This window comes from Yonghaparkia sp. Soil809, assembly GCF_001429705.1.
Lineage (GTDB): Bacteria > Actinomycetota > Actinomycetes > Actinomycetales > Microbacteriaceae > Microcella.
The window spans coordinates 1479848-1498455 of sequence record NZ_LMSV01000001.1 but is presented as its reverse complement, the minus strand read 5'-3'; the positions used below and the strand labels follow the sequence as shown (position 1 = coordinate 1498455).

Genomic DNA, 18608 nt, shown 5'->3' with positions numbered 1-18608 from the left:
GCGTACGGCGCGCCGCCACCGGGCCCCGGGGGCCGATGCCGGGGTCAGCCGCGCGCGAGCGCGAGCGCCTCGGCGAGGGTCGGGGCGGTCGCCGGCCCGGGCCGCGTGACCGCGATCGCCGCCGCGGCGTTCGCGATGCGCGCCGCGCGCGCGGGCGCCTCGCCTCGGGCGAGCGCGGCGGCGAACGCGCCGAGGTGCGCGTCGCCCGCGCCCGTCGCGTCGACCTGCTCCACGGCGAACCCCGCGACGCGCTCGACCGACCCGCAGACCGCGACGAGGCACCCCTCGGCGCCGAGCCGGACGATCGCTCCGCGGTCGCGGCTCGCGAGCGCGCGGGCGGCGCCCTCCGCGGACGCCTCGCCGGTGAGCGTGAGGGCCTCGGCGAGCGAGGCGCTCATCCAGTCGGCGCGCGCGAGCACCGCGTCGAGCGCCGCGGGCCGCTCGACGACCGCGAGCGGGCCGGGGTCGAGCAGCACCGTGGCGCGCTCGGGAAGCCCGGCGATCCACGGGCCCAGCACGGCGCCATTGGTCGCGTCGAGGAGCCCGTAGCCGGAGACGTGCACGAGGTCGTCGTCGCCGATCGCGACGGCGGCGAGGGCGGCGGCGGCGAGCTCCGCCTCGGCGCCGAAGGCGGTCGCGAAGCTGCGCTCGCCATCGGGCTCGGTGAAGGCGACGTCTACCCCGGTGTCGAAGGCCGGATGCGCCGCGAGCAGCACCGCGACCCCCTCGGCGGCGAGAAGCGCCCGAACCCGGTCGCCGAGCGGTCCGGTGCCGTGCGCGCCGGCGTAGGCGGCGGGCAGCCCCTGCCGGCGAGCGGCGAGCAGCACGTTCGCGGCGCCCCCGGCGTGCAGACCGCGGGAGCGGCCGCGCACGTCGCCGCCGTGGGCGGGAAGGTGCGGGACGTCGAGGGCGAGATCGATGAGAGCGTTGCCGACGCTCACGAGGCGCGCGGTCATCCGCCCGCCCCCGGTGAGGCGACCGACGACGCGGCGTGAGGCGACCGATGACGCAGCGCCAGGAGGGCGTCGGCGATCGCGGGGAGGTCGAGAGAGCCGACGCCGAGGCGCGCGACGCTCACGGCGTCGACGGTCGCGGCGGGCCCACCGGTCCAGGGCCCGGTGCCGTGCACGGCGCCCGCGATGGCGCCGGCGATCGCGCCGATCGTGTCGGCGTCGCCCCCGAGCGACGCGGCGGCGCGCACCGCGAGCCACGGGTCGTCCGGCGCGAGGGCGAGCACGGCGAACGCGGCGGGGATGGACTCCTGCGAGGCGAGGCTCGTCCCGACGACGAGGGCCACGCGGTCGAGGACGGCGGCGACGACCGACTCCCGCTCGCGCGGGTCGACGACCTGCCGCCCCGGCCCCTCGGCCTCGGCGAGGGCGATCGCGGCGCGGATGCGCGCGGCGACGTCGGCGCCCGCGACCCAGTGCCCGCGACCGCGGCAGCTCTCTGCCGCGGCGACGCCCGCATCGAGCGCCGCGCGCATGCCCGCTCCGTCGATGCCCGCGCTCACGGCGGCGGCGACGGCGGATGCGGCGGCGAGCGCGAGCGAGGTCGCGTGCGTCACCGCGCTCGCGGCCTCGACCGCGTCCACGAGCACCGCGACGTCCGAGCCGGGGGTCGCGATGCCCACGGGCGCGACGCGCATCGCCGCACCGTTCGTCGTGCCGGTGCGCCCCGCGGTCTCGAGCGGCTCGCCGCGCAGCACCGCCTGCACGGCGCGCGTCGTCGAGGGCCCGAGCAGGTCGCTGGATCCCCGGCGGCGCATGTCGTCCTCCCACGCCACGAGCGCGCGCGCGAGATCGGCGGGCGCGATGCGGCCCTCGCCCGCGATGAGCAGCCGGGCGACGAGCAGGGCCTGCTCGGTGTCGTCGGTGATCGCGCCGGGCGGCATGCCCCCGGCGAGCGGATGATCGGCCGCCGGCGCGGCGAACCCGCCGACGATCGCGCCCCACCCCGCGCGCACCGCGTCGCGCGGCAGCAGCTGGAAGGGCATCCCGAGGGCGTCGCCGATCGCGAGTCCCTGGAGCGCGCCGAGCGCTCGGTCGCGCTCCCCCGTCGACGACGCCCCTGCCGCGGGCTCCGCCGCTTCCGCGCTCACGCCCCCGCGACCTCGGCGAGGATCCCGGCGCTCGTCGTGATCTCGATGAGCGGCGCGTAGAGCGCCATCGCGGCGAGCGCCCGCTCGTGGTCGGCCTCCGTCACGCCCGCGCACGCGTCGGCGACGACCCGCACGCGCACCCCCGCGTCCGCGGCGGCGAGGGCGGTCGAGAGCACGCAGCAGTCGGTCGAGACCCCGGCGAGGACCATGTCGTGGCCGACGATCGACGCGAGCTCCGCATCCCATTTCGAGAACGTCGTGCGCGTCACCACCCGGTGATCGCGTGCGGGGATGCTCGGCAGGAGATCCCAGATCCCCTCGGTCGGCGGCACGAGCGCGAACGGCCACTGCGCGTAGTACGGCACCCACGCGCCGACGGGCTCGGCGGGCGCGACGAAGCGCGTGAGCGCCACGCGGTCGTCGAACGCCTCCACGAGCGAGGCGACGACGGGCTCGATCGCGGGCGTGCCGGGGGCGAACCACGGGCTGCCCTCCTCGCCGAAGACGCGCTGCATGTCGATGACGACGAGCCAGGGACGGCCGTCACCCGCGCCGCTCACGCGACGGGCGCCGTCGCGCCGAGCGCATCCTGCCGGCGCACGGCCGAGCGGCCGAGCAGGAGGTACCCCGCGAAGCCGAGCACGAGCGAGATGAGCACGCCCAGGTTGGCGCCCTCGAGACCGGGGGTGAGGCCGAGGAAGTACCCCTGCCACAGGAAGGCGTCGCCGTAGAAGGCGTTCGACACGAAGCCCCAGCCGATCGCCGTCGCGATGACGAGGAGGGCGATCGACTCCCACCGCACCGAGCCGTAGCGGCCGGCGCGGTCGTAGAGCTCGGCGTCGGCGTAGGGCTGCCTGCGGAGGATGATGTCGGCGATGAACATGCCCGCCCACGCCGCGATCGGCACCCCGAGGGTGATGAGGAAGCCCTGGAACGGGCCGAAGAAGTCCTGCGCGACGAAGACGACGAAGATCGTGCCCAGCACCATGAGCGCGCCGTCGATGCCGACCGCGGCCGCGCGCGGCAGCTTCAGCCCCGCGGCGAGCAGCGACAGCCCCGAGGAGTAGATGTCGAGCACCGCCCCGCCGACGAAGCCGAGCACGGCGACGATCGCGAACGGCACGAGGAACCAGGTGGGCAGGATCGTCGAGAGTGCGCCGACCGGGTCGGTGCCGATCGCGTCGAGGAGCGTCGTCGACGAGCCCGCGAGCAGGAGGCCGACGAGCAGGAGCAGGGCCGGAGCCCACGACGCGCCGAACGTCGTCCAGCCGACGACGCCGCGGCTGGAGGCCGAGCGCGGAAGGTAGCGCGAGTAGTCGGCGGCCGCGTTGACCCAGCCGAGCCCGAAGCCCGTGAGCATGAACACGAGCCCGCCGATGACGGCGCCCGCCTCGCCCGCCGGGAGGGCGAGGACCGCACCGAGGTCGATCTGCGGCAGCACGAGCACGACGTAGACGATCGTCAGCACCCCCGTGGCGATGGTGATCCACTTCTGCAGGCGCATGATGAGGTCGAAGCCCATGATGCCGGCCCCGATGACGAGCGCCGCGACGACGACGAGCGCCACGACCTGCGTGCCGACGCCGGCGTCGAAGCCGAGCGCGCCGAGCACCGTGGAGGTCGCGAGCACGGCGAGCGAGACGAGCACCGTCTCCCAGCCCACCGTGAGAATCCACGACAGGATGCTCGGCACCCTGTTCCCGTCGACGCCGAAGATCGCCCGGCTGAGCACGAGCGTCGGCGCCGAGCCGCGCTTGCCCGCGAGCGCGATCACCCCGACGAAGAAGAAGGAGACGCCGATGCCGACCGCGCCCACCAGCAGCGCCTGCCAGAACGAGATGCCGAAGTAGAGCAGGAACGCCCCGTACGCGATGCCGAACACCGAGATGTTCGCCGCCGCCCAGGGCCAGAACAGGTCGCGCGGCGTGCCCCTGCGCTCCGACTCGTGGATGACGTTGATGCCGTTCTGCTCGACGGCGAGCGCCGCAGCGCTCCCGCCCTCGATCGCCGTCGACATGGGGTGCCTCCGCTGCACATGGGGTGCGGCCCGCCGGGGAGGGAGCCGTCAGCGGCGAGCGTATCCCCGGGCCAGGGGGCGGTCAACGCGCCGCGCACTGGCGCGCACGATCGCGCGCAGCGGAACGCCGACCGCGAGCGCCGCGGCGCCCGAGAGCGAGCGGTCGTGCGCGCCGAGGGCCGACTTGCGATCCCACGCGCGCCGCAGGGGGCCGCCGAGGGTCGAGCGGACCGGTCGGCGCGGCGGCAGCCCTCCGCTCGCGCGCTCGCGCACGAGGGCGTCGAGGGCCGTCGCGGCATCGGCGCCGGCCTCGGCGTGCAGGTAGTTGTCGGCGGCCCACGCGGGGGCGGGCATCCGGAAGCGGCCCTCGATCAGGTCGTCGACCGAGCCCAGGAGCCCCGAGTCGCGGAAGACCGTGTTGATGAGCGCGTCATCGACCCCGAAGTCGTCGAGGGCGAGCGCGGGGATGCCCCGGGCGACGGCCTCGAGGATGGCCGTCGAGCTGACCGTGGCGAGCGCGCCCGCGGTGTCGAGGGTCTGCGACATCGAGCCGCCCCGCACGACGAGGTTCGGCGCCCGGGCCGGCAGCTCGGCGAGCAGATCGGCGAGCGGCCAGCGCTCGGCGTGGGTCTGCTGCTCGCCGGTCGACGCGCGCACCTTCAGCACGACCCGCCGATGCGGGTGGCGGCGAGCCGTCGCGTCGAGCTGCCGGACGAGCCAGCGGCGCTCCTCGAGCGTCGCGGGGACGAGCGCCTGCGCGGCGAGCACGATGTCGTCGCCGGCCGGCGGGCGGCCCTCCAGGAACGGCAGGCTCGACAGCGCGAAGCGGTGCGACCAGCCCAGGGCCTCGGCTCGGTCGGCGAACGCGCGCCGCTCGCGCCGAGAGTGCACGAGCATGACATCGGCCTGCGCCCGGTAGTAGAGGGCCTTGCGGGTGGCCGGGATGCCGACGCCCGGAAGCCCGGTGACGAGAACCGGCCGGTCGCGCAGCTCGACGAGCTCGCGCAGCACGACCGCCGCGGTCGGGCCGCGCATGCCTACGAGGACGGCCTCTGGCCGATGGTGCCGCACCTGCGCGAGGAGGTCGTCGAGCCCGAGCACGGCGAGGTCGCGGCTGCGCCACCGCGTGCGCTCGAGAGCGGCCCGCCGCTGCGGCTCGCTCGGCATGACCGGGTTCGCCAGGAGCTGCAGCGCGACCTCGTCGCTCGACGCCTCGGGCGCGAGCCGCTCGACCGTGCCGGCGGCCCACTTCAGGTACGAGTCGGAGTCGGCGATCGCGATCAGCCTCACGCGGGGACCCGCCGGAGCTTCCGCATCGGCGCGAGCTCGCCCGGCTGCACGCGCTTGACCCCGTCGCCGAGCGCCTGCTCGATGATGCGCACGTCGCGCACGAGGTGCTCGAGCCCCTGCGGCTCGAGCGACGCCGCCTGATCGCTGCCCCACATCGTGCGGTCGAGCGTGATGTGCCGCTCGATGACCGTCGCGCCGAGGGCCGCGGCGGCGAGACTGATCTGCAGCCCCCGCTCGTGGCCGGAGTAGCCGACGGGCACCCCCGGGTAGCGGGCGGCGAGCGCGGGGACCACCCGGAGGTTCGCCTCGTCGGCGGGCATCGGGTACGTCGAGGTCGCGTGGAGCAGGATCAGCCGGCCCCGGGCATCCAGCGCCTCGATCGCTGCGTCGATCTGCTCGAGCGTCGACATGCCCGTCGACAGGATGACCGGCTTGCCGGTCGCCCCGATCGCCCGCAGGAGGGGCAGGTCGGTCACGGAGGCCGACGCGACCTTGTGGGCGACGACGCCGAGATCCTCCAGGAAGGCGACGGAGGGCTCGTCCCACGGCGAGGCGAACCAGTCGAGACCGCGGAGAGTGGCGTGGTCGCCGATCTCGATGTACTGCTCGCGGTCGAGCTCGACGCGGTGGCGGTACTCCAGGTAGGTCATCGTGCCCCACGGCGTCTCGCGCGCGACGTCGCGCATGTGGGCGGGAGTCGCGAGCTCGGGCGTGCGCTTCTGGAACTTCACCGCGTCGGCGCCCGCCGCCGCCGCGACGTCGATGAGCTCCTTGGCGATGCCGACGTCGCCGTTGTGGTTGAGGCCGATCTCGGCGATGACGTAGACGGGGTGACCCGACCCGATGGGCCGACCGGCGATCCTGACGCTCACGCGCCTCCTCCTTCGATGGTGCCCGCGAGGGCGTCGGCGAGCAGCAGCTGCTCCTCGGTGTCGATGTCCAGACCGCAGCGCTCGGCGACGATCGCCGGCTCCACCCGCCCGAAGAAGCGATGGCGCGCGGCGCGGAAGCCGGCCGCGTCGAGCACGTAGAAGGCGCCCGTCTCGGCGACCTGCGGAGGGAGCTCCTGCCGACGCGGGCGGTGCGCGGGGTCGTGGTTGACTCCCGACCATCCGCGCGGTGTCGCGCCGGAGGCCTCGCCGCTCGGAGCCCACAGGAACACCGGGGTCGCGATCGCGGAGAACACGGCGTCGGCCTCCCCGGAGCGCACCCGCGCGACCGCCGCATCCAGATCGGCCGGGTCGATGAAGGGCGAGGTCGCCTGCAGGAAGACCAGCACCTCGGCGCCGTCGCCGGTCACCTCGAGCGCGTGCAGGAGCGCGCTCTCCGAGGCGGCGTCGTCGCGGGCGAGATCCGCGGGCCGCACGACGACGACGGCGCCGGACGCTTCGGCCTCGCGGGCGATCGCGGGGTCGTCGGTGCTCACGACGACGCGGTCGACGGATGCCGCGGCGCGGGCCGCACCCACCGCCCGCGCGACGAGGCTCCGCCCGCCGACCGTGCGCAGGTTCTTCCCCGGCACTCCCCTCGACCCGCCGCGCGCGGGGATGACGGCGATGACGCTCACGGGGCGACCGGCGCCGGGTCCGCGAGCCGCACGCTCGAGCCGGTGCCCTCGAGCACGACGCTGAGCGTCTCGATCGCGCTCGACGGGCGGCTCACGACGTCGAGCGGGCGGAGCGCGCCGGCGAGCGCGAGCTCCACGGGCACGGCGGCCGGGACGACCTCCACGTGGCGCTCGCGCGCGAGGGCCCGCAGGAACCACTCCGGCTCGCGCCGGTGGGGGAGGTAGGCCAGGCGCTGCTCGCGCGCCAGCCGCCGCACGAGGCCGCTCTGCTCGTCGGCCTCGATGAGGCCGTCGGCGACGGCCGCCGTGCCGAGGACGATGCGACGCCCCTCGGGCACGTCGCGCGCGGCGAGCCCGTGCTCGCGGGTCCACGCGAAGCGGTGGTGCCGCACCCGGGCGCCCAGCTCGAGGAGGGACGCGACCGCCGGATCGGCGGGAGGGAGGTAGGTCGTGACGTCGAGGCGGCCCTCCGCGGCGAGCGCGCGGAGCGTGCGCATCGTCGATGACGCGAGAGCGCGCCGCAGGCCGTTCGGGCCGTCGGCGGCGGCCCGCGCGGGGCGCAGCAGCGGCTCGCCCGCCCCGAGCAGCCGGGCCAGGCGGCGCGTGATCGCCCCGTCGTCGACGAGGACGAGACGGTCGGGCACGGCGCGCGCCAGTCGCGCCTGCACGAGGCCCGAGAACGCGTCTCCCACGAGCCACTCGGCGCCGGCGGCGAAGCGATGCCACGGCATCAGCCGCCGCTCGATGCCGATGGCGGCCGCCTGCGGGAGGCCGCGGTCGTGGACGTGGGCGGCAGTGCGCTCGAGCTGTGTGTCGCCCGCGCGCGGGACGATCGCGAGCGGCTGGTCGCGCTCGTCGACGGTCAGCGCCGCGTGCTCGAGCGCCCCGAGCAGCTGCAGCGGCGACTCGACCCACGCGGTCGTGCACGTCACCGGCATCGGCTCCCCCTCGCGCGGCCCGCGCCGACGACGGGGCCTGTGTCGCGAGCGACGCTACGAGCGGCGGGTGACGCGGTGCGGGCCCGGCGGTGAACGCGGGGCGACCGACGGATGACCGACGGCCGTTCCGACGCGCACACCGCCGCATCCCCTTTTTGTGCCATTCCCCCAACGGCACCGGCCGGTGGCTGGTCGATAGGCTGAGCCGGTGACCGACGAGACCCCCGCTCCCGACCTGTCGACGACCGCCGGCAAGATCGCCGACCTGCGCGTCCGCTACCACGAGGCCGTGACGGCCGCGGGCGAGGCGGCGATCGAGAAGCAGCACGCCAAGGGCAAGATGACCGCCCGCGAGCGCATCGACGCCCTGCTCGATCACGGCAGCTTCGTCGAGCTCGACGAGTTCGTGCGCCACCGCACCCACGCGTTCGGCATGGAGGCCAAGCGCCCCTACGGCGACGCCGTCGTCACCGGCACCGGCACGATCCACGGCCGCCAGGTGGCCGTCTACAGCCAGGACTTCACGATCTTCGGCGGCTCGCTCGGCGAGGTCGCCGGCGAGAAGATCATCAAGGTCATGGAGCTCGCCATCAAGACGGGCGTCCCCATCATCGGGATCCTCGACTCCGGTGGCGCGCGCATCCAGGAGGGCGTCGTCGCGCTCGGCAAGTACGGCGAGATCTTCCGCCGGAACACCGCCGCCTCGGGCGTGATCCCGCAGATCTCGATCATCTGCGGCCCCGCCGCAGGCGGTGCGGTGTACTCCCCCGCCCTCACCGACTTCGTGATCATGGTCGACAAGACCAGCCAGATGTTCGTCACCGGACCCGACGTCATCAAGACCGTCACGGGCGAGGACGTCGGCATGGAGGAGCTCGGCGGCGCGCTCACCCACAACCGCACCTCGGGGGTCTCGCACTACCTCGCGCAGGACGAGCCCGACGCCTTCGACTACGCGCGCGCCCTGCTCAGCTACCTGCCCGACAACAACCTCGCCGAGCTGCCCGAGTACGCATCCGAGGCCGAGCTCGAGATCACCGACGACGACCGTCGACTCAACGGGATGATCCCCGACAGCCCGAACCAGCCGTACGACGTGCTCGACATCATCGACCACGTCGTCGACGCCGGGTCGTTCCTGGAGGTGCAGCCGCTCTTCGCGCCGAACATCGTCATCGGATTCGCGCGCGTCGACGGCCGCAGCGTCGGCGTCATCGCCAATCAGCCGAAGGCGATGGCGGGCACGCTCAACATCGACGCCGGCGAGAAGGCCGCGCGCTTCGTGCGCTTCTGCGACGCCTTCTCCATCCCGATCCTGACCCTCGTCGACGTGCCCGGGTACCTGCCCGGCACCGACCAGGAGTGGACGGGCGTCATCCGGCGCGGCGCGAAGCTCCTGTACGCCTACGCCGAGGCGACCGTCCCCCTCGTGACGGTCATCACGCGCAAGGCCTACGGCGGGGCCTACATCGTCATGGGGTCCAAGCAGCTCGGCGCGGACATCAACCTCGCCTGGCCCACGGCTGAGATCGCCGTCATGGGCGGGCAGGGCGCGGTGAACATCCTCTACCGCAACGAGATCAAGGCGGCCGAGGCGGCGGGCGAGGACGTCGCGGCGGTCCGCACGCGCCTGGCGAACGAGTACACCTACAACGTCGCGAGCCCCTTCCTCGCGGCCGAGCGCGGCGAGATCGACGGCATCATCGAGCCGGCGGCCACGCGCGTGGCGGTCATCAAGGCGCTGCGGGCCCTCAAGGGCAAGCGCGCGAGCCTGCCGCCCAAGAAGCACGGGAACATCCCGCTGTGACGGCCGAGGTCGATCCTTCGGGCGCGGATGCTCCGCCGACGCCCGTCGTGCGCATCGCGTCGGGCCGCCCCACGGAGGAGGAGCTCGCCGCCGTCCAGGCCGTGATCGCCGCCGTCCTCGCCGAGCAGGCCTCGCTCGGAGCGCCGCGACGGGCGGCCTCCGCGGATCTGTGGCGGCGAGCCGCGCAGGCTCCGCGCGCGGACGTGCACGCGGGCCCCGGCGCGTGGAGCGCGTCGCGAGGCCAGCGCGGCTGCTGAGCCGAACGGGCGGGATCCGGCGCGGAAGCGCGCGGCCGAGGCGTCCGAAGTGCGGAATCCGTCGTCGACGGTGCGGATTCCGCAACCGGAAGGGTATCGGGACCCTCGATCGCTACCCCCGGACGGGGGATGTACCCCGGTATCGCGCACATCTCCGTCCCACATCCCCGGAAAATCGGGCGAGGCTTCGATCGGGGTACGAAAAATGTACCCCGCCGGTCCCCCAAAATGACGACTGTGCGCGCTCCCTCGGGATTGGCACTATGTCATGTAAGCGGTGCAGCTCCATCGGAGCGCACCACCCTTCACCGGCCGAATAGGGTAAACGGCCGGGTGATTGGGGGGCGAGTTAGATCCATATTCGGGTTGTGGATCTAACTCGATACGTTGCGAAGGGCCGGAGATGGGTACTCCGGCCCTTCGATCGTTAACGCGGCCTCTCTAGGAGCCGGAGGCGAGCGCCGAGGGTCTCGGGATCTCCAGCCACAGATCGACCTCGTCGTCCTCGTCGTCCTCCTCCTCGGCCGAGCCCAGATCGCGGGCCGAACCGTCGCCCACGGGCGTGAGCCCCACCACCGTGACCGCGATGTCGGAGTCGGCGGGCGCAGTCCGCGCGATGATCCGGCGCGCCTCCGTGCCGCGGATCGCCGTGGCCAGCTGGTCGAGGATGCGGTCGCGCTCGTCCGGGTCCATGCCGTCGAGCCCGCCCTCGTCGAACAGCGTCACGGTCGCGCCCCGCCGTCGAGCCGACATCACCTGGGCGCGCACGGCGTCGTTGAGCAGCTCGCGCCCGCGGATCTCGTCGCGGATCGCCGCCTCGAGGTAGATGCACTCGCGCCGCTGCTCATCGGTGAGCTCGCCCCTCGAGCGCTCGATGACGCGCAGCATCGGAGCGGCCATCGTGCTCGTCTGCCCGAGACGGAACTGCCGCTCGTACAGGTGCGCCTCCTGGGCCGCCTGCCAGTCGGTCGCCTCGCGCTCGGCCTGCGCGAAGCGGTTGGCGTCGAGGGACGCCTTGGCGAGCGCTCGGCTGAGGATGTGCGAGATCGCGACCCACGCGGCCGAGCCGATCACGCCGGTGCCCAGCAGGAGCCCGGGGCCGCCCCACCAGATGGTCTGGACGACGAGGAGGGCGATGCCGACCCACGCGAACATGTGCCGCTTGCGGGTGGACGTGATCGTCATGAGGGTGCCGATCGCGGCCACGTACCAGGTCGCGTAGCCGAGACCGCCGTCGCGTCCGGGGTCGAGCTGGGGGGTGATGAGCAGGGTCAGGCTCACGCACACGGCGACATTGAGCGCGGCCATCCAGACGGGCATGCGCTCGGGCTGCCCGGGGAGGAGGCTGATGGTCGAGGCGAGCGCGTAGAGCACCATCGCCGCGAGGACGGGGAGCGGGTTCGAGGGGGTATCGATCGTGTACAGGCCGAGCACGATGTGATAGCCGGAGAAGAGCGCCGCCATCGTGACGATGAGCGCCCGGGGCACGCCGATCCTCATCGAGCCTCCTCGATCGCCTCGAGCGGCTCGGATCCGGCGGAGGGCGGGGCGAGGACGGGCCAGCGGACGACGATGACCGTGCCGTGACCGGGCTCGGAGCGCACCTCGGCGCTCCCGCCGGCATTGGCCACGCGCTCGATGATCGAGCGCCGGACGCCCAGCCGCTCGCCGGGGACCCTCGCGGGGTCGAACCCCGCTCCGGCGTCGCCGACCTCGATCTCGATCGCGCCGCCCTGCACGCCGGAGACGCGCAACCAGCGCCGCACCTCGGAGCCGCCGGCGTGCTGGATCGAGTTCACCATGGCCTGGACGGCGGCCGAGTAGAGCGCCTCGGCCTGCGCCGCCGGCACGATGCGCGTGTCGAGCGAGCGGACGCGGATGGAGAACGGCACGGACATCTCGCGCGCCGCCCGCACGATCCGGTCCGCGACCTGCCGGAAGCGGACCGTGCTGCCGTCGTCGGGAGTCGCGAGCGCGGCCTCCTCGAGGTGGCGCATCGCGTTGCCCGCCATCGTCGCGGCGAGCAGCTTCTCCTCCGGCGACTCGGCGCGCGCCGCGGAGAGGAAGGTGGTCAGGACGCTGTCGTGCACGATCGCGTCGACGTGGACGCGCTCGACCTCCGTCGCGTGCTGGCGGACGGCGTACGAGTAGCGGTCGAGAGCCGTGCCCTGCGCGTCGTCGACCGAGCTCGATGCCGCGCGGGTCATCGTGATGATGACCAGCACGGCGCCGCCCAGGATGACGGCGTACACGGCGTTGAACAGCCCGAGCTCCCACGGCCCGTCGCCGCCCGTGGGCATGGCGCGGATGATGCCGTAGATGAAGGGGACCACGAAGAGGTAGATGAGCGCGCCGCGCACGCTCAGGCCGATCGCGGCGCTCGCGGTCGCGACGGTGGTCAGCAGGTAGAGCCAGTGATCTCCCTCCTGCGGGTTCGCGGGATCCGCGAGGAAGAACGGCCAGGTCAGCAGGGCGAGAACGTACACGACGGCGACGACCCGGTGCGCGCCCACGACGAATCGCTTGAGCCCCGAGCACAGCAGCGAGAGCAGGAGCGAGCCGTACATGGCCCCGGTCGCGATCGCGGCCCACAGCGGCTGGGCGAGCCCGTACTGCGGGATGACCAGCAGCAGCGCCTGGATGCCGAAGACGGCGCCGAACCACGCGACCGATCTCGACAGGACGGTATCGACCCGCTTTCGGCTGATCGGCTGGCGCGGCTGCTTCGCCGCGCTCGGAGCCGGCTCAGGCCGAGTCATCGCCATCGTTGTCGAGCCCCGGGAGGATGCCGTCCTCCACGGCGCGGCGCAGCAGGTCGACCTTCGTCGGCGCGGGCCGCCCGACCTCGACGTACTTCGCGCGGATCCGATCGAGGTACTCGCGAGCCGTGGAGTACCCGATGCCGAGCTGCTGGGCGGCGAGCTTGAGCGGCAGGCCCGAGGCGTAGAGGTGGAGGATCTCGCGCTCGCGGCGTCCGAGCTGCGCCTTCGCGAAGTCGCGGTCGGCGTCGATCGCGCTCGCCCACTCGAGGTTGTTGAGCACCTCGCCGCGCGCGACCGTCTCCGCGGCGGCGATGACGGTCTTCGTCGCGGAGGACTTCGGGATCACGCCGGCGGCGCCCGCGGCGAGCGCCTCTCGCACGCTCGCGACGCGGTCGGCGATCGAGTGGACGAGGACCGCCGAGCCCGTGGCCTGCACGGCCTTGACGTTCTCGGTCACGCTCGAGCCATCGCCGAGCGAGAGGTCGAGCACGACCACGTCGACCTCGCCGGAGCCGAGGCCCTCCACGAACTCGGGCACGGTCGCCGCGGCGAGGACGAACTCGAAGCCCGCGTTCGTGAACGCGGCCTGGAGGCCCAGGCGGACCGACTCGTGGTCATCGACCACGGCGATCCGAACCTTCTTCCCCTGGGGTGCGACCACGACGACGTTCTACTTCCCTGAGCGGCTCGGAGCGCACCGTCGGGCTGCGGTGCTCGCCCCATGTTAGTCGGCCCGCAGCCCTCGGAGCGCGTCGCGCCGCGCCGGTCGAACGCCCCCGGAGCCCGCGGATGAGGCGAGAATCAGTCGCGAACGAGCGACGCGACGGCCTCCACGTGGTGAGTGTGCGGGAAGAGATCGAAGGCCCGCACCCCCGCCAGCCGGTAGCCGTGCGGAGCGGCGAGCGCGACATCCCGCGCGAGCGCCACGGGATCGCAGGCGACGTAGATCACCTGAGCCGGAGCGAGGCGCCCCAGGACGGCCATGACCTCGGTGCCGGCGCCCGAGCGGGGCGGGTCGAGGACGACCGTCGCGGCCCGCAGACGGGCGCGCTCGGCCGCGCTCGCCGACTGCTCGAGCTCGCGCAGGAAGCGGTCGACGCGCGCCGTGATCGCGGCGGCGCCCACCCACTCGGCGAGGTTCTCCGCGGCGTGCTCGGTCGCGCGCTCGTCGGACTCCACGCTCGTGATGCGCGTCGCCGCGCCGAAGCGGTCGCCGACGGCCGCGGCGAGCAGGCCGACCCCGCCGTACAGGTCGAGGTTCGCCGCGCGCGCGTCGAAGATCGCGTCGTCGATCGCGCCCTGCACGGCGGCGGTGAGCGCGGCGGGGGCCTCGCGGTGCACCTGCCAGAAGCCCGTGTCGTCGAGCCGGAAGCTGCGCTCCCCCACGCGCTCGGTGATGACGGTGGGCTTCTGCTCGCCGAGCACCAGGCGCGGGTCGCCGACCGTGGGGGCGAGCACGTCGACCGTGCCGAGGCCCGTGAAGCGCTCGCTGAACGGCGTCGCGGCCTGCACCGCGGGCGAGGCGAGCGGAGCATCCGTCACCGGGATCACCGTGTGCGAGCGGCTCGCCATCGGCCCGATGCGACCCTCGCCGTCGACGTGCAGACGGATGCGGGTGCGCCAGCCGAGGCCGTTCGCGGCGTGATCGCCGGGCAGCTGCTCGACCTTCACGTCGCTCTCGATGCCGGCCATGCGCTGCAGCGACTCGGCGAGCACCTGGCGCTTCAGCTCGCGCTGGTGGCTGAGGGCGATGTGGCCGAACTCGGCGCCGCCCGCGCGCTGGCGCGGGTCCCGGTCGATGCTCGCGACCGGCCAGACGTGCTCGCGACGGTGCTCGCTCGGCTGCAGCACCTCGATCGCGTCGGCGCGCCAGAAGCTCTTCTTGCGGTCGTCGGAGATGCGCGCGCGCACCGTCTCGCCCGGGATCGCGTCGGCCACGAAGACCACGCGGCCGTCGAGGCGGCCCACCGAGATCCCGCCGTGCGCGATGCGCTCCACCGTCAGCTCGACCTCGCGGCCGATGTTCTCACCCATGCGCCCCAGACTACGGGCCGGTCGGCGCGGGCCCGCCCGGCAGCGGCCCCGCCGATGCGGCGGGTGCCCGGGCACCCGACCGGAGCGCCGCCTACGATCGTGCTCGTGCGCCTCATCCTCGCCTCCACCTCCCCCGCCCGGCTCGCCACCCTCCGCGCCGTCGGCATCGAGCCCGTCGCGATCGCTCCGCTCGTCGACGAGGATGCCGCGGTCGCCGCGGCCGGCCCGCTGACTGCCGCCGAGATGGTCCAGCTGCTCGCCCGCCTCAAGGCCGAGGCCGTGCTCGACCCCGCCGTGTGCGGAGGCGCCGGATTCGCGCCCTCCGACCTCGACGGGTTCATCCTCGGCGGCGACTCGGCGTTCGAGCTCGACGGCACCGTGTTCGGCAAGCCGCACGAGCCCGAGATCGCCCGCGAGCGCTGGCTCGCCCAGCGCGGCCGCAGCGGCGTGCTGCACTCGGGCCACTGGCTCATCGACCACCGCGGCGGGCGCCTGCGCGGCGCCGTCGGCCGCGCCTCGAGCGCGACGGTGCACTTCGCCGACGACATCGAGGAGTCGGAGATCGACGCCTACATCGCCACCGGCGAGCCTCTCAAGGTCGCCGGCGCCTTCACGATCGACTCCAAGGGCGCCGGCTTCATCGACCGCATCGAAGGCGACCCGCACACGGTCGTCGGGCTCTCCGTGCCGCTCGTCCGCAAGCTCGTGCACGAGCTCGGCGGGCGGTGGACGGAGCTCTGGAACCGCTAGACGCGGGCCGCCCGCGAGCGCGCGCCGAGCATCCGTCGCCTGTGGCCCCCTGCAAGGGATCGCCGTCGCTTTTGTGAGGGCGAGCCAAACGGGGGGTGCCGACCGGCCCCTAGGGTAGAGAACCATGGCCCGCATCTCGAAGGTACTCATCGCGAACCGCGGCGAGATCGCCGTCCGCGTCATCCGCGCGGCGCGCGACTCCGGTCTCGGCACCGTCGCCGTCTACGCCGACCAGGACCGCGATGCGCGGCACGTCAAGCTCGCCGACGAGGCCTACGCCCTCGGCGGCACCACGAGCGCCGAGACCTACCTCGTGATCGACAAGCTGCTCTCCGTCGCGCGCCGCTCGGGCGCCGACGCGGTGCACCCCGGCTACGGGTTCCTCGCCGAGAACTCGGAGTTCGCCCGCGCCGTCATCGACGCCGGCCTCATCTGGATCGGCCCCTCCCCCGAGGCGATCGACGCCCTCGGCGACAAGGTCAAGGCGCGCCACATCGCCGAGAAGGTCGGCGCCCCGCTCGCCCCCGGAACCCTCAATCCCGTGTCGGGCGCCGAGGAGGTTCTCGACTTCGTCGACGTCCACGGCCTGCCCGTCGCGATCAAGGCCGCGTTCGGCGGCGGCGGGCGCGGGCTCAAGGTCGCCCGCACGCGCGAGGAGGTGCCCGAGCTCTTCGACTCGGCCACGCGCGAGGCCATCGCCGCGTTCGGCCGCGGCGAGTGCTTCGTCGAGAAGTACCTCGACAAGCCGCGCCACGTCGAGACGCAGTGCCTCGCCGACGCGCACGGCAACGTCGTCGTCATCTCGACCCGCGACTGCTCGCTGCAGCGCCGCCACCAGAAGCTCGTCGAGGAGGCGCCGGCGCCGTTCCTGACGGACGAGCAGACCGAGCTCCTCTACACGTCGTCGAAGGCGATCCTCCGCGAGGTGGGATACGTCGGCGCTGGCACGTGCGAGTTCCTCATCGGCGCCGACGGCACGGTCTCGTTCCTCGAGGTCAACACGCGCCTCCAGGTCGAGCACCCCGTCTCGGAGGAGGTCACCGGCATCGACCTCGTGCGCGAGCAGTTCCGCATCGCCGAGGGCCAGGAGATCGGCTACGACGACCCCGTCGCCCACGGCCACTCGATCGAGTTCCGCATCAACGGGGAGGACCCGGGGCTCAACTTCATGCCCATGCCCGGCCCCGTGCACGCCCTGCGCTTCCCCGGCGGCCCCGGCGTGCGCGTCGACTCGGGCGTCACGACCGGCGACGTCATCTCGGGCGCCTTCGACTCGCTCCTGGCGAAGCTCATCGTCACGGGCAGGACGCGCGAGGATGCCCTCGAGCGCTCGCGACGCGCCCTCGCCGAGTTCGAGGTGGCCGGTCTGCCCACCGTGCTCCCGTTCCACCGCGCCATCGTCGACGACCCCGCGTTCGCGCCCGCCGACGGCGCCCCCTTCACCGTCTTCACGCGCTGGATCGAGACCGAGTTCGACAACCGGCTCGAGCCCTGGAGCGGCACCCTCACCGACGAGGTGTCGGCGCCCGTCGCCCGGCACACCGTCGTCGTGGAGGTCGGGGGCAAGCGCCTGGAGGTGTCGCTCCCGGAGTCGCTCATGCCGAGCGGAGCATCCCGCCCCGCCGCCGCGCTCGCCGTCGCCCCGCGCCGTCGGGGAGGCTCGGCGGTCGCCGTCGGCGCCTCAGGCGACGCCGTCAAGAGCCCCATGCAGGCCACGGTCGTGAAGCTCGCCGTCGCCGAGGGCGACACGGTCGTCGCCGGCGACCTCGTCGCCGTGCTCGAGGCGATGAAGATGGAGCAGCCCATGACCGCGCACAAGGACGGCACGGTCTCCGGCGTCAACGCCGCCGTCGGCGAGACGGTCGCCGCGGGCCACGTGCTGCTCACCATCGCGGACTAGCCCCGCCGCATCTGTCCGAGGCGCCCGGCCCCGCGCCCCTGCCGCCCGCGCGTCTGCGCCTCCGCGCTGCGCGTGTGCCGAAGAGTGGCGAGTGAGTCGAAACATTCCGACCCGATCGCCACTTCTCGGCTCAATCGCGACCCACTGGAACGCCGAGGCGCTGGAGCGCGCTCGCCATCCGCTTCGGCGAGCGCGCGGTCGACCAGTCCCAGCGGCCGAAGGTCCGCACGGATGGACGGATGTCGTCCTCCCGCACCTTCTCGTCGTACACCACGTCCGCCGGTGTACGGCTTCGCAGGAACTGCGGATCGGAGTACTTGGCACGCCCGTCGAACTCGGCCGCAGCACCGAACTCGGGCCAGCCGAAGTCGGTGTGCCAGATCCGCCCTGACGCTCCGATGACTCGGAACTGCAACTCGGGCGGTGGCGCGCCGATCAGGTGCATCGTCACTCGACTGAGCGATTCACCCGGACGATTCGCCCGCTCATCCGCGAAGTCGATCACCCTGCGGGCGCGTGCGCTTCCGGGTGCGCGGCCGAGCTCGTCGAGAGCGCCGGAGAGGGCGGAGCGGAAGGAGAGCAGGCTGAGCCCGTCATGGTCGCCGCGGCCGACGGAGAAGAGCGCAGCATCCGCAACCGCGACGGCCGCCGAGAAGCTCGCTGTGCCAGCAACATCGATGACGGTGCGCGCCAGTGACGTAACCGGCAGGCCAGCGACGTGCAGGGTCTCGGCTTCGGGAGTGCGGGTGCGGTGCCGTCGAAGCGTGCGGTTCGGACAGAGCCCACTGCCTGCCGGGACGGTCGAGTGGATCTCGTCGGGCCAGCCGTCGACAGCCGGAAGACCCCACAAGGCGGCGGCTGACCAGTGGGAGATGGTGTCGTACCTGCTCAGCCGACGAGCGGTCGCGAGAACTCGCAGTCGATAGCGGTCGTCTGTGCCGAGTCGCCCCAGATCGTCGGCGGCGACGTGCACCCCGGGATGCACCGACACCATAGCTGTCGAGCGCAGGGCGCGGTAGAGCCTCGTTCTCTCGCCCGCATCCTGCGTATCTCGGGCGTAGACGAGGGGCAGAGGCGGAGCGTCCGACGATGTGCGCATTGCGACAGCATGCAGGCGCCTGCCCCCGTGGAACGCCGTGCGCCCGAGCCGGTGAGTGAGGGTGCAAGAGAGCGCCGTGGGGAGGA

17 protein-coding genes are annotated in these 18608 nt (G+C 73.7%); 4 read left to right on the top strand and 13 right to left on the bottom strand.

From position 1 onward, the window contains the following. Window positions 1–44: 44 nt before the first annotated feature. The 8 genes from ASG83_RS07265 to ASG83_RS13195 are packed head-to-tail and all read right to left on the bottom strand — an operon-like array spanning window position 45 to window position 7907. Window positions 45–956 carry a PfkB family carbohydrate kinase gene (locus ASG83_RS07265; RefSeq protein ID WP_055858705.1) on the bottom strand — a complete coding sequence of 304 codons (912 nt, stop codon included), beginning with the start codon at window positions 954–956 and terminating at the stop codon, window positions 45–47. Then, window positions 953–2101 (bottom strand): ADP-ribosylglycohydrolase family protein, encoded by a 1149-nt coding sequence (locus ASG83_RS07260; RefSeq protein WP_055858702.1) that lies wholly within the window; start codon window positions 2099–2101, stop codon window positions 953–955. The genes ASG83_RS07265 and ASG83_RS07260 overlap by 4 nt, the downstream gene beginning before the upstream one ends. Further along, window positions 2098–2661: a cysteine hydrolase family protein gene (locus tag ASG83_RS07255; protein ID WP_082599113.1), complete on the bottom strand. Its 564-nt coding sequence runs from the start codon at window positions 2659–2661 to the stop codon at window positions 2098–2100. The genes ASG83_RS07260 and ASG83_RS07255 overlap by 4 nt, the downstream gene beginning before the upstream one ends. Then, the gene (locus ASG83_RS07250; protein WP_055858699.1) at window positions 2658–4118 is read right to left on the bottom strand and encodes a cytosine permease; all 1461 of its coding nucleotides are present in this window, start codon (window positions 4116–4118) and stop codon (window positions 2658–2660) included. Before ASG83_RS07250 ends, ASG83_RS07255 begins: the two co-directional genes overlap by 4 nt. 48 nt (window positions 4119–4166) lie before the next feature. After that, window positions 4167–5408: a DUF6716 putative glycosyltransferase gene (locus ASG83_RS07245; protein ID WP_055858696.1), complete on the bottom strand. Its 1242-nt coding sequence runs from the start codon at window positions 5406–5408 to the stop codon at window positions 4167–4169. Beyond that, window positions 5405–6280 carry an N-acetylneuraminate synthase family protein gene (locus ASG83_RS07240; protein ID WP_055858694.1) on the bottom strand — a complete coding sequence of 292 codons (876 nt, stop codon included), beginning with the start codon at window positions 6278–6280 and terminating at the stop codon, window positions 5405–5407. Before ASG83_RS07240 ends, ASG83_RS07245 begins: the two co-directional genes overlap by 4 nt. Next, window positions 6277–6975 (bottom strand): cytidylyltransferase domain-containing protein, encoded by a 699-nt coding sequence (locus tag ASG83_RS13200; protein ID WP_055858692.1) that lies wholly within the window; start codon window positions 6973–6975, stop codon window positions 6277–6279. The genes ASG83_RS07240 and ASG83_RS13200 overlap by 4 nt, the downstream gene beginning before the upstream one ends. Further along, on the bottom strand, window positions 6972–7907 hold the full coding sequence (locus tag ASG83_RS13195; RefSeq protein WP_162253788.1) for a hypothetical protein: 936 nt from the start codon (window positions 7905–7907) through the stop codon (window positions 6972–6974). Before ASG83_RS13195 ends, ASG83_RS13200 begins: the two co-directional genes overlap by 4 nt. A 214-nt stretch (window positions 7908–8121) precedes the next feature. Here ASG83_RS13195 and ASG83_RS07225 point away from each other — a divergent pair, with 214 nt between their 5' ends. Both ASG83_RS07225 and ASG83_RS07220 read left to right on the top strand, forming a co-directional pair. Next, window positions 8122–9720 carry an acyl-CoA carboxylase subunit beta gene (locus ASG83_RS07225; RefSeq protein WP_055858686.1) on the top strand — a complete coding sequence of 533 codons (1599 nt, stop codon included), beginning with the start codon at window positions 8122–8124 and terminating at the stop codon, window positions 9718–9720. Beyond that, a complete protein-coding gene (locus tag ASG83_RS07220) occupies window positions 9717–9977 on the top strand; it encodes an acyl-CoA carboxylase epsilon subunit (RefSeq protein WP_055858683.1) in 261 nt (86 codons plus the stop codon). Before ASG83_RS07225 ends, ASG83_RS07220 begins: the two co-directional genes overlap by 4 nt. A 441-nt stretch (window positions 9978–10418) precedes the next feature. Here ASG83_RS07220 and ASG83_RS07215 read toward each other — a convergent pair whose 3' ends face one another. The 4 genes from ASG83_RS07215 to ASG83_RS07200 all read right to left on the bottom strand — a co-directional run bounded on the left by ASG83_RS07215 (window position 10419) and on the right by ASG83_RS07200 (window position 14773). Beyond that, window positions 10419–11477 (bottom strand): hypothetical protein, encoded by a 1059-nt coding sequence (locus ASG83_RS07215; RefSeq protein WP_055858678.1) that lies wholly within the window; start codon window positions 11475–11477, stop codon window positions 10419–10421. Further along, on the bottom strand, window positions 11474–12736 hold the full coding sequence (locus ASG83_RS07210; RefSeq protein WP_235451345.1) for a sensor histidine kinase: 1263 nt from the start codon (window positions 12734–12736) through the stop codon (window positions 11474–11476). Before ASG83_RS07210 ends, ASG83_RS07215 begins: the two co-directional genes overlap by 4 nt. Next, window positions 12723–13400: a response regulator transcription factor gene (locus ASG83_RS07205; protein ID WP_055859464.1), complete on the bottom strand. Its 678-nt coding sequence runs from the start codon at window positions 13398–13400 to the stop codon at window positions 12723–12725. The genes ASG83_RS07210 and ASG83_RS07205 overlap by 14 nt, the downstream gene beginning before the upstream one ends. A 140-nt stretch (window positions 13401–13540) precedes the next feature. Next, a complete protein-coding gene (locus tag ASG83_RS07200) occupies window positions 13541–14773 on the bottom strand; it encodes a class I SAM-dependent RNA methyltransferase (protein ID WP_055858672.1) in 1233 nt (410 codons plus the stop codon). Between the two features lie 105 nt (window positions 14774–14878). On the opposite strand from ASG83_RS07200, the gene ASG83_RS07195 reads away from it, so the two are divergent. Together ASG83_RS07195 and ASG83_RS07190 are read left to right on the top strand one after the other, a co-directional pair. Further along, window positions 14879–15523 (top strand): nucleoside triphosphate pyrophosphatase, encoded by a 645-nt coding sequence (locus ASG83_RS07195; RefSeq protein ID WP_235451346.1) that lies wholly within the window; start codon window positions 14879–14881, stop codon window positions 15521–15523. Window positions 15524–15647: 124 nt separating this feature from the next. Continuing rightward, window positions 15648–17423 (top strand): biotin carboxylase N-terminal domain-containing protein, encoded by a 1776-nt coding sequence (locus ASG83_RS07190; protein WP_055858665.1) that lies wholly within the window; start codon window positions 15648–15650, stop codon window positions 17421–17423. A 130-nt stretch (window positions 17424–17553) separates the two neighbouring features. On the opposite strand, the gene ASG83_RS07185 is transcribed toward ASG83_RS07190, so the two are convergent. Then, the gene (locus ASG83_RS07185) at window positions 17554–18396 is read right to left on the bottom strand and encodes a hypothetical protein (RefSeq protein ID WP_156710977.1); all 843 of its coding nucleotides are present in this window, start codon (window positions 18394–18396) and stop codon (window positions 17554–17556) included. Between the last annotated feature and the right edge of the window lie 212 nt (window positions 18397–18608).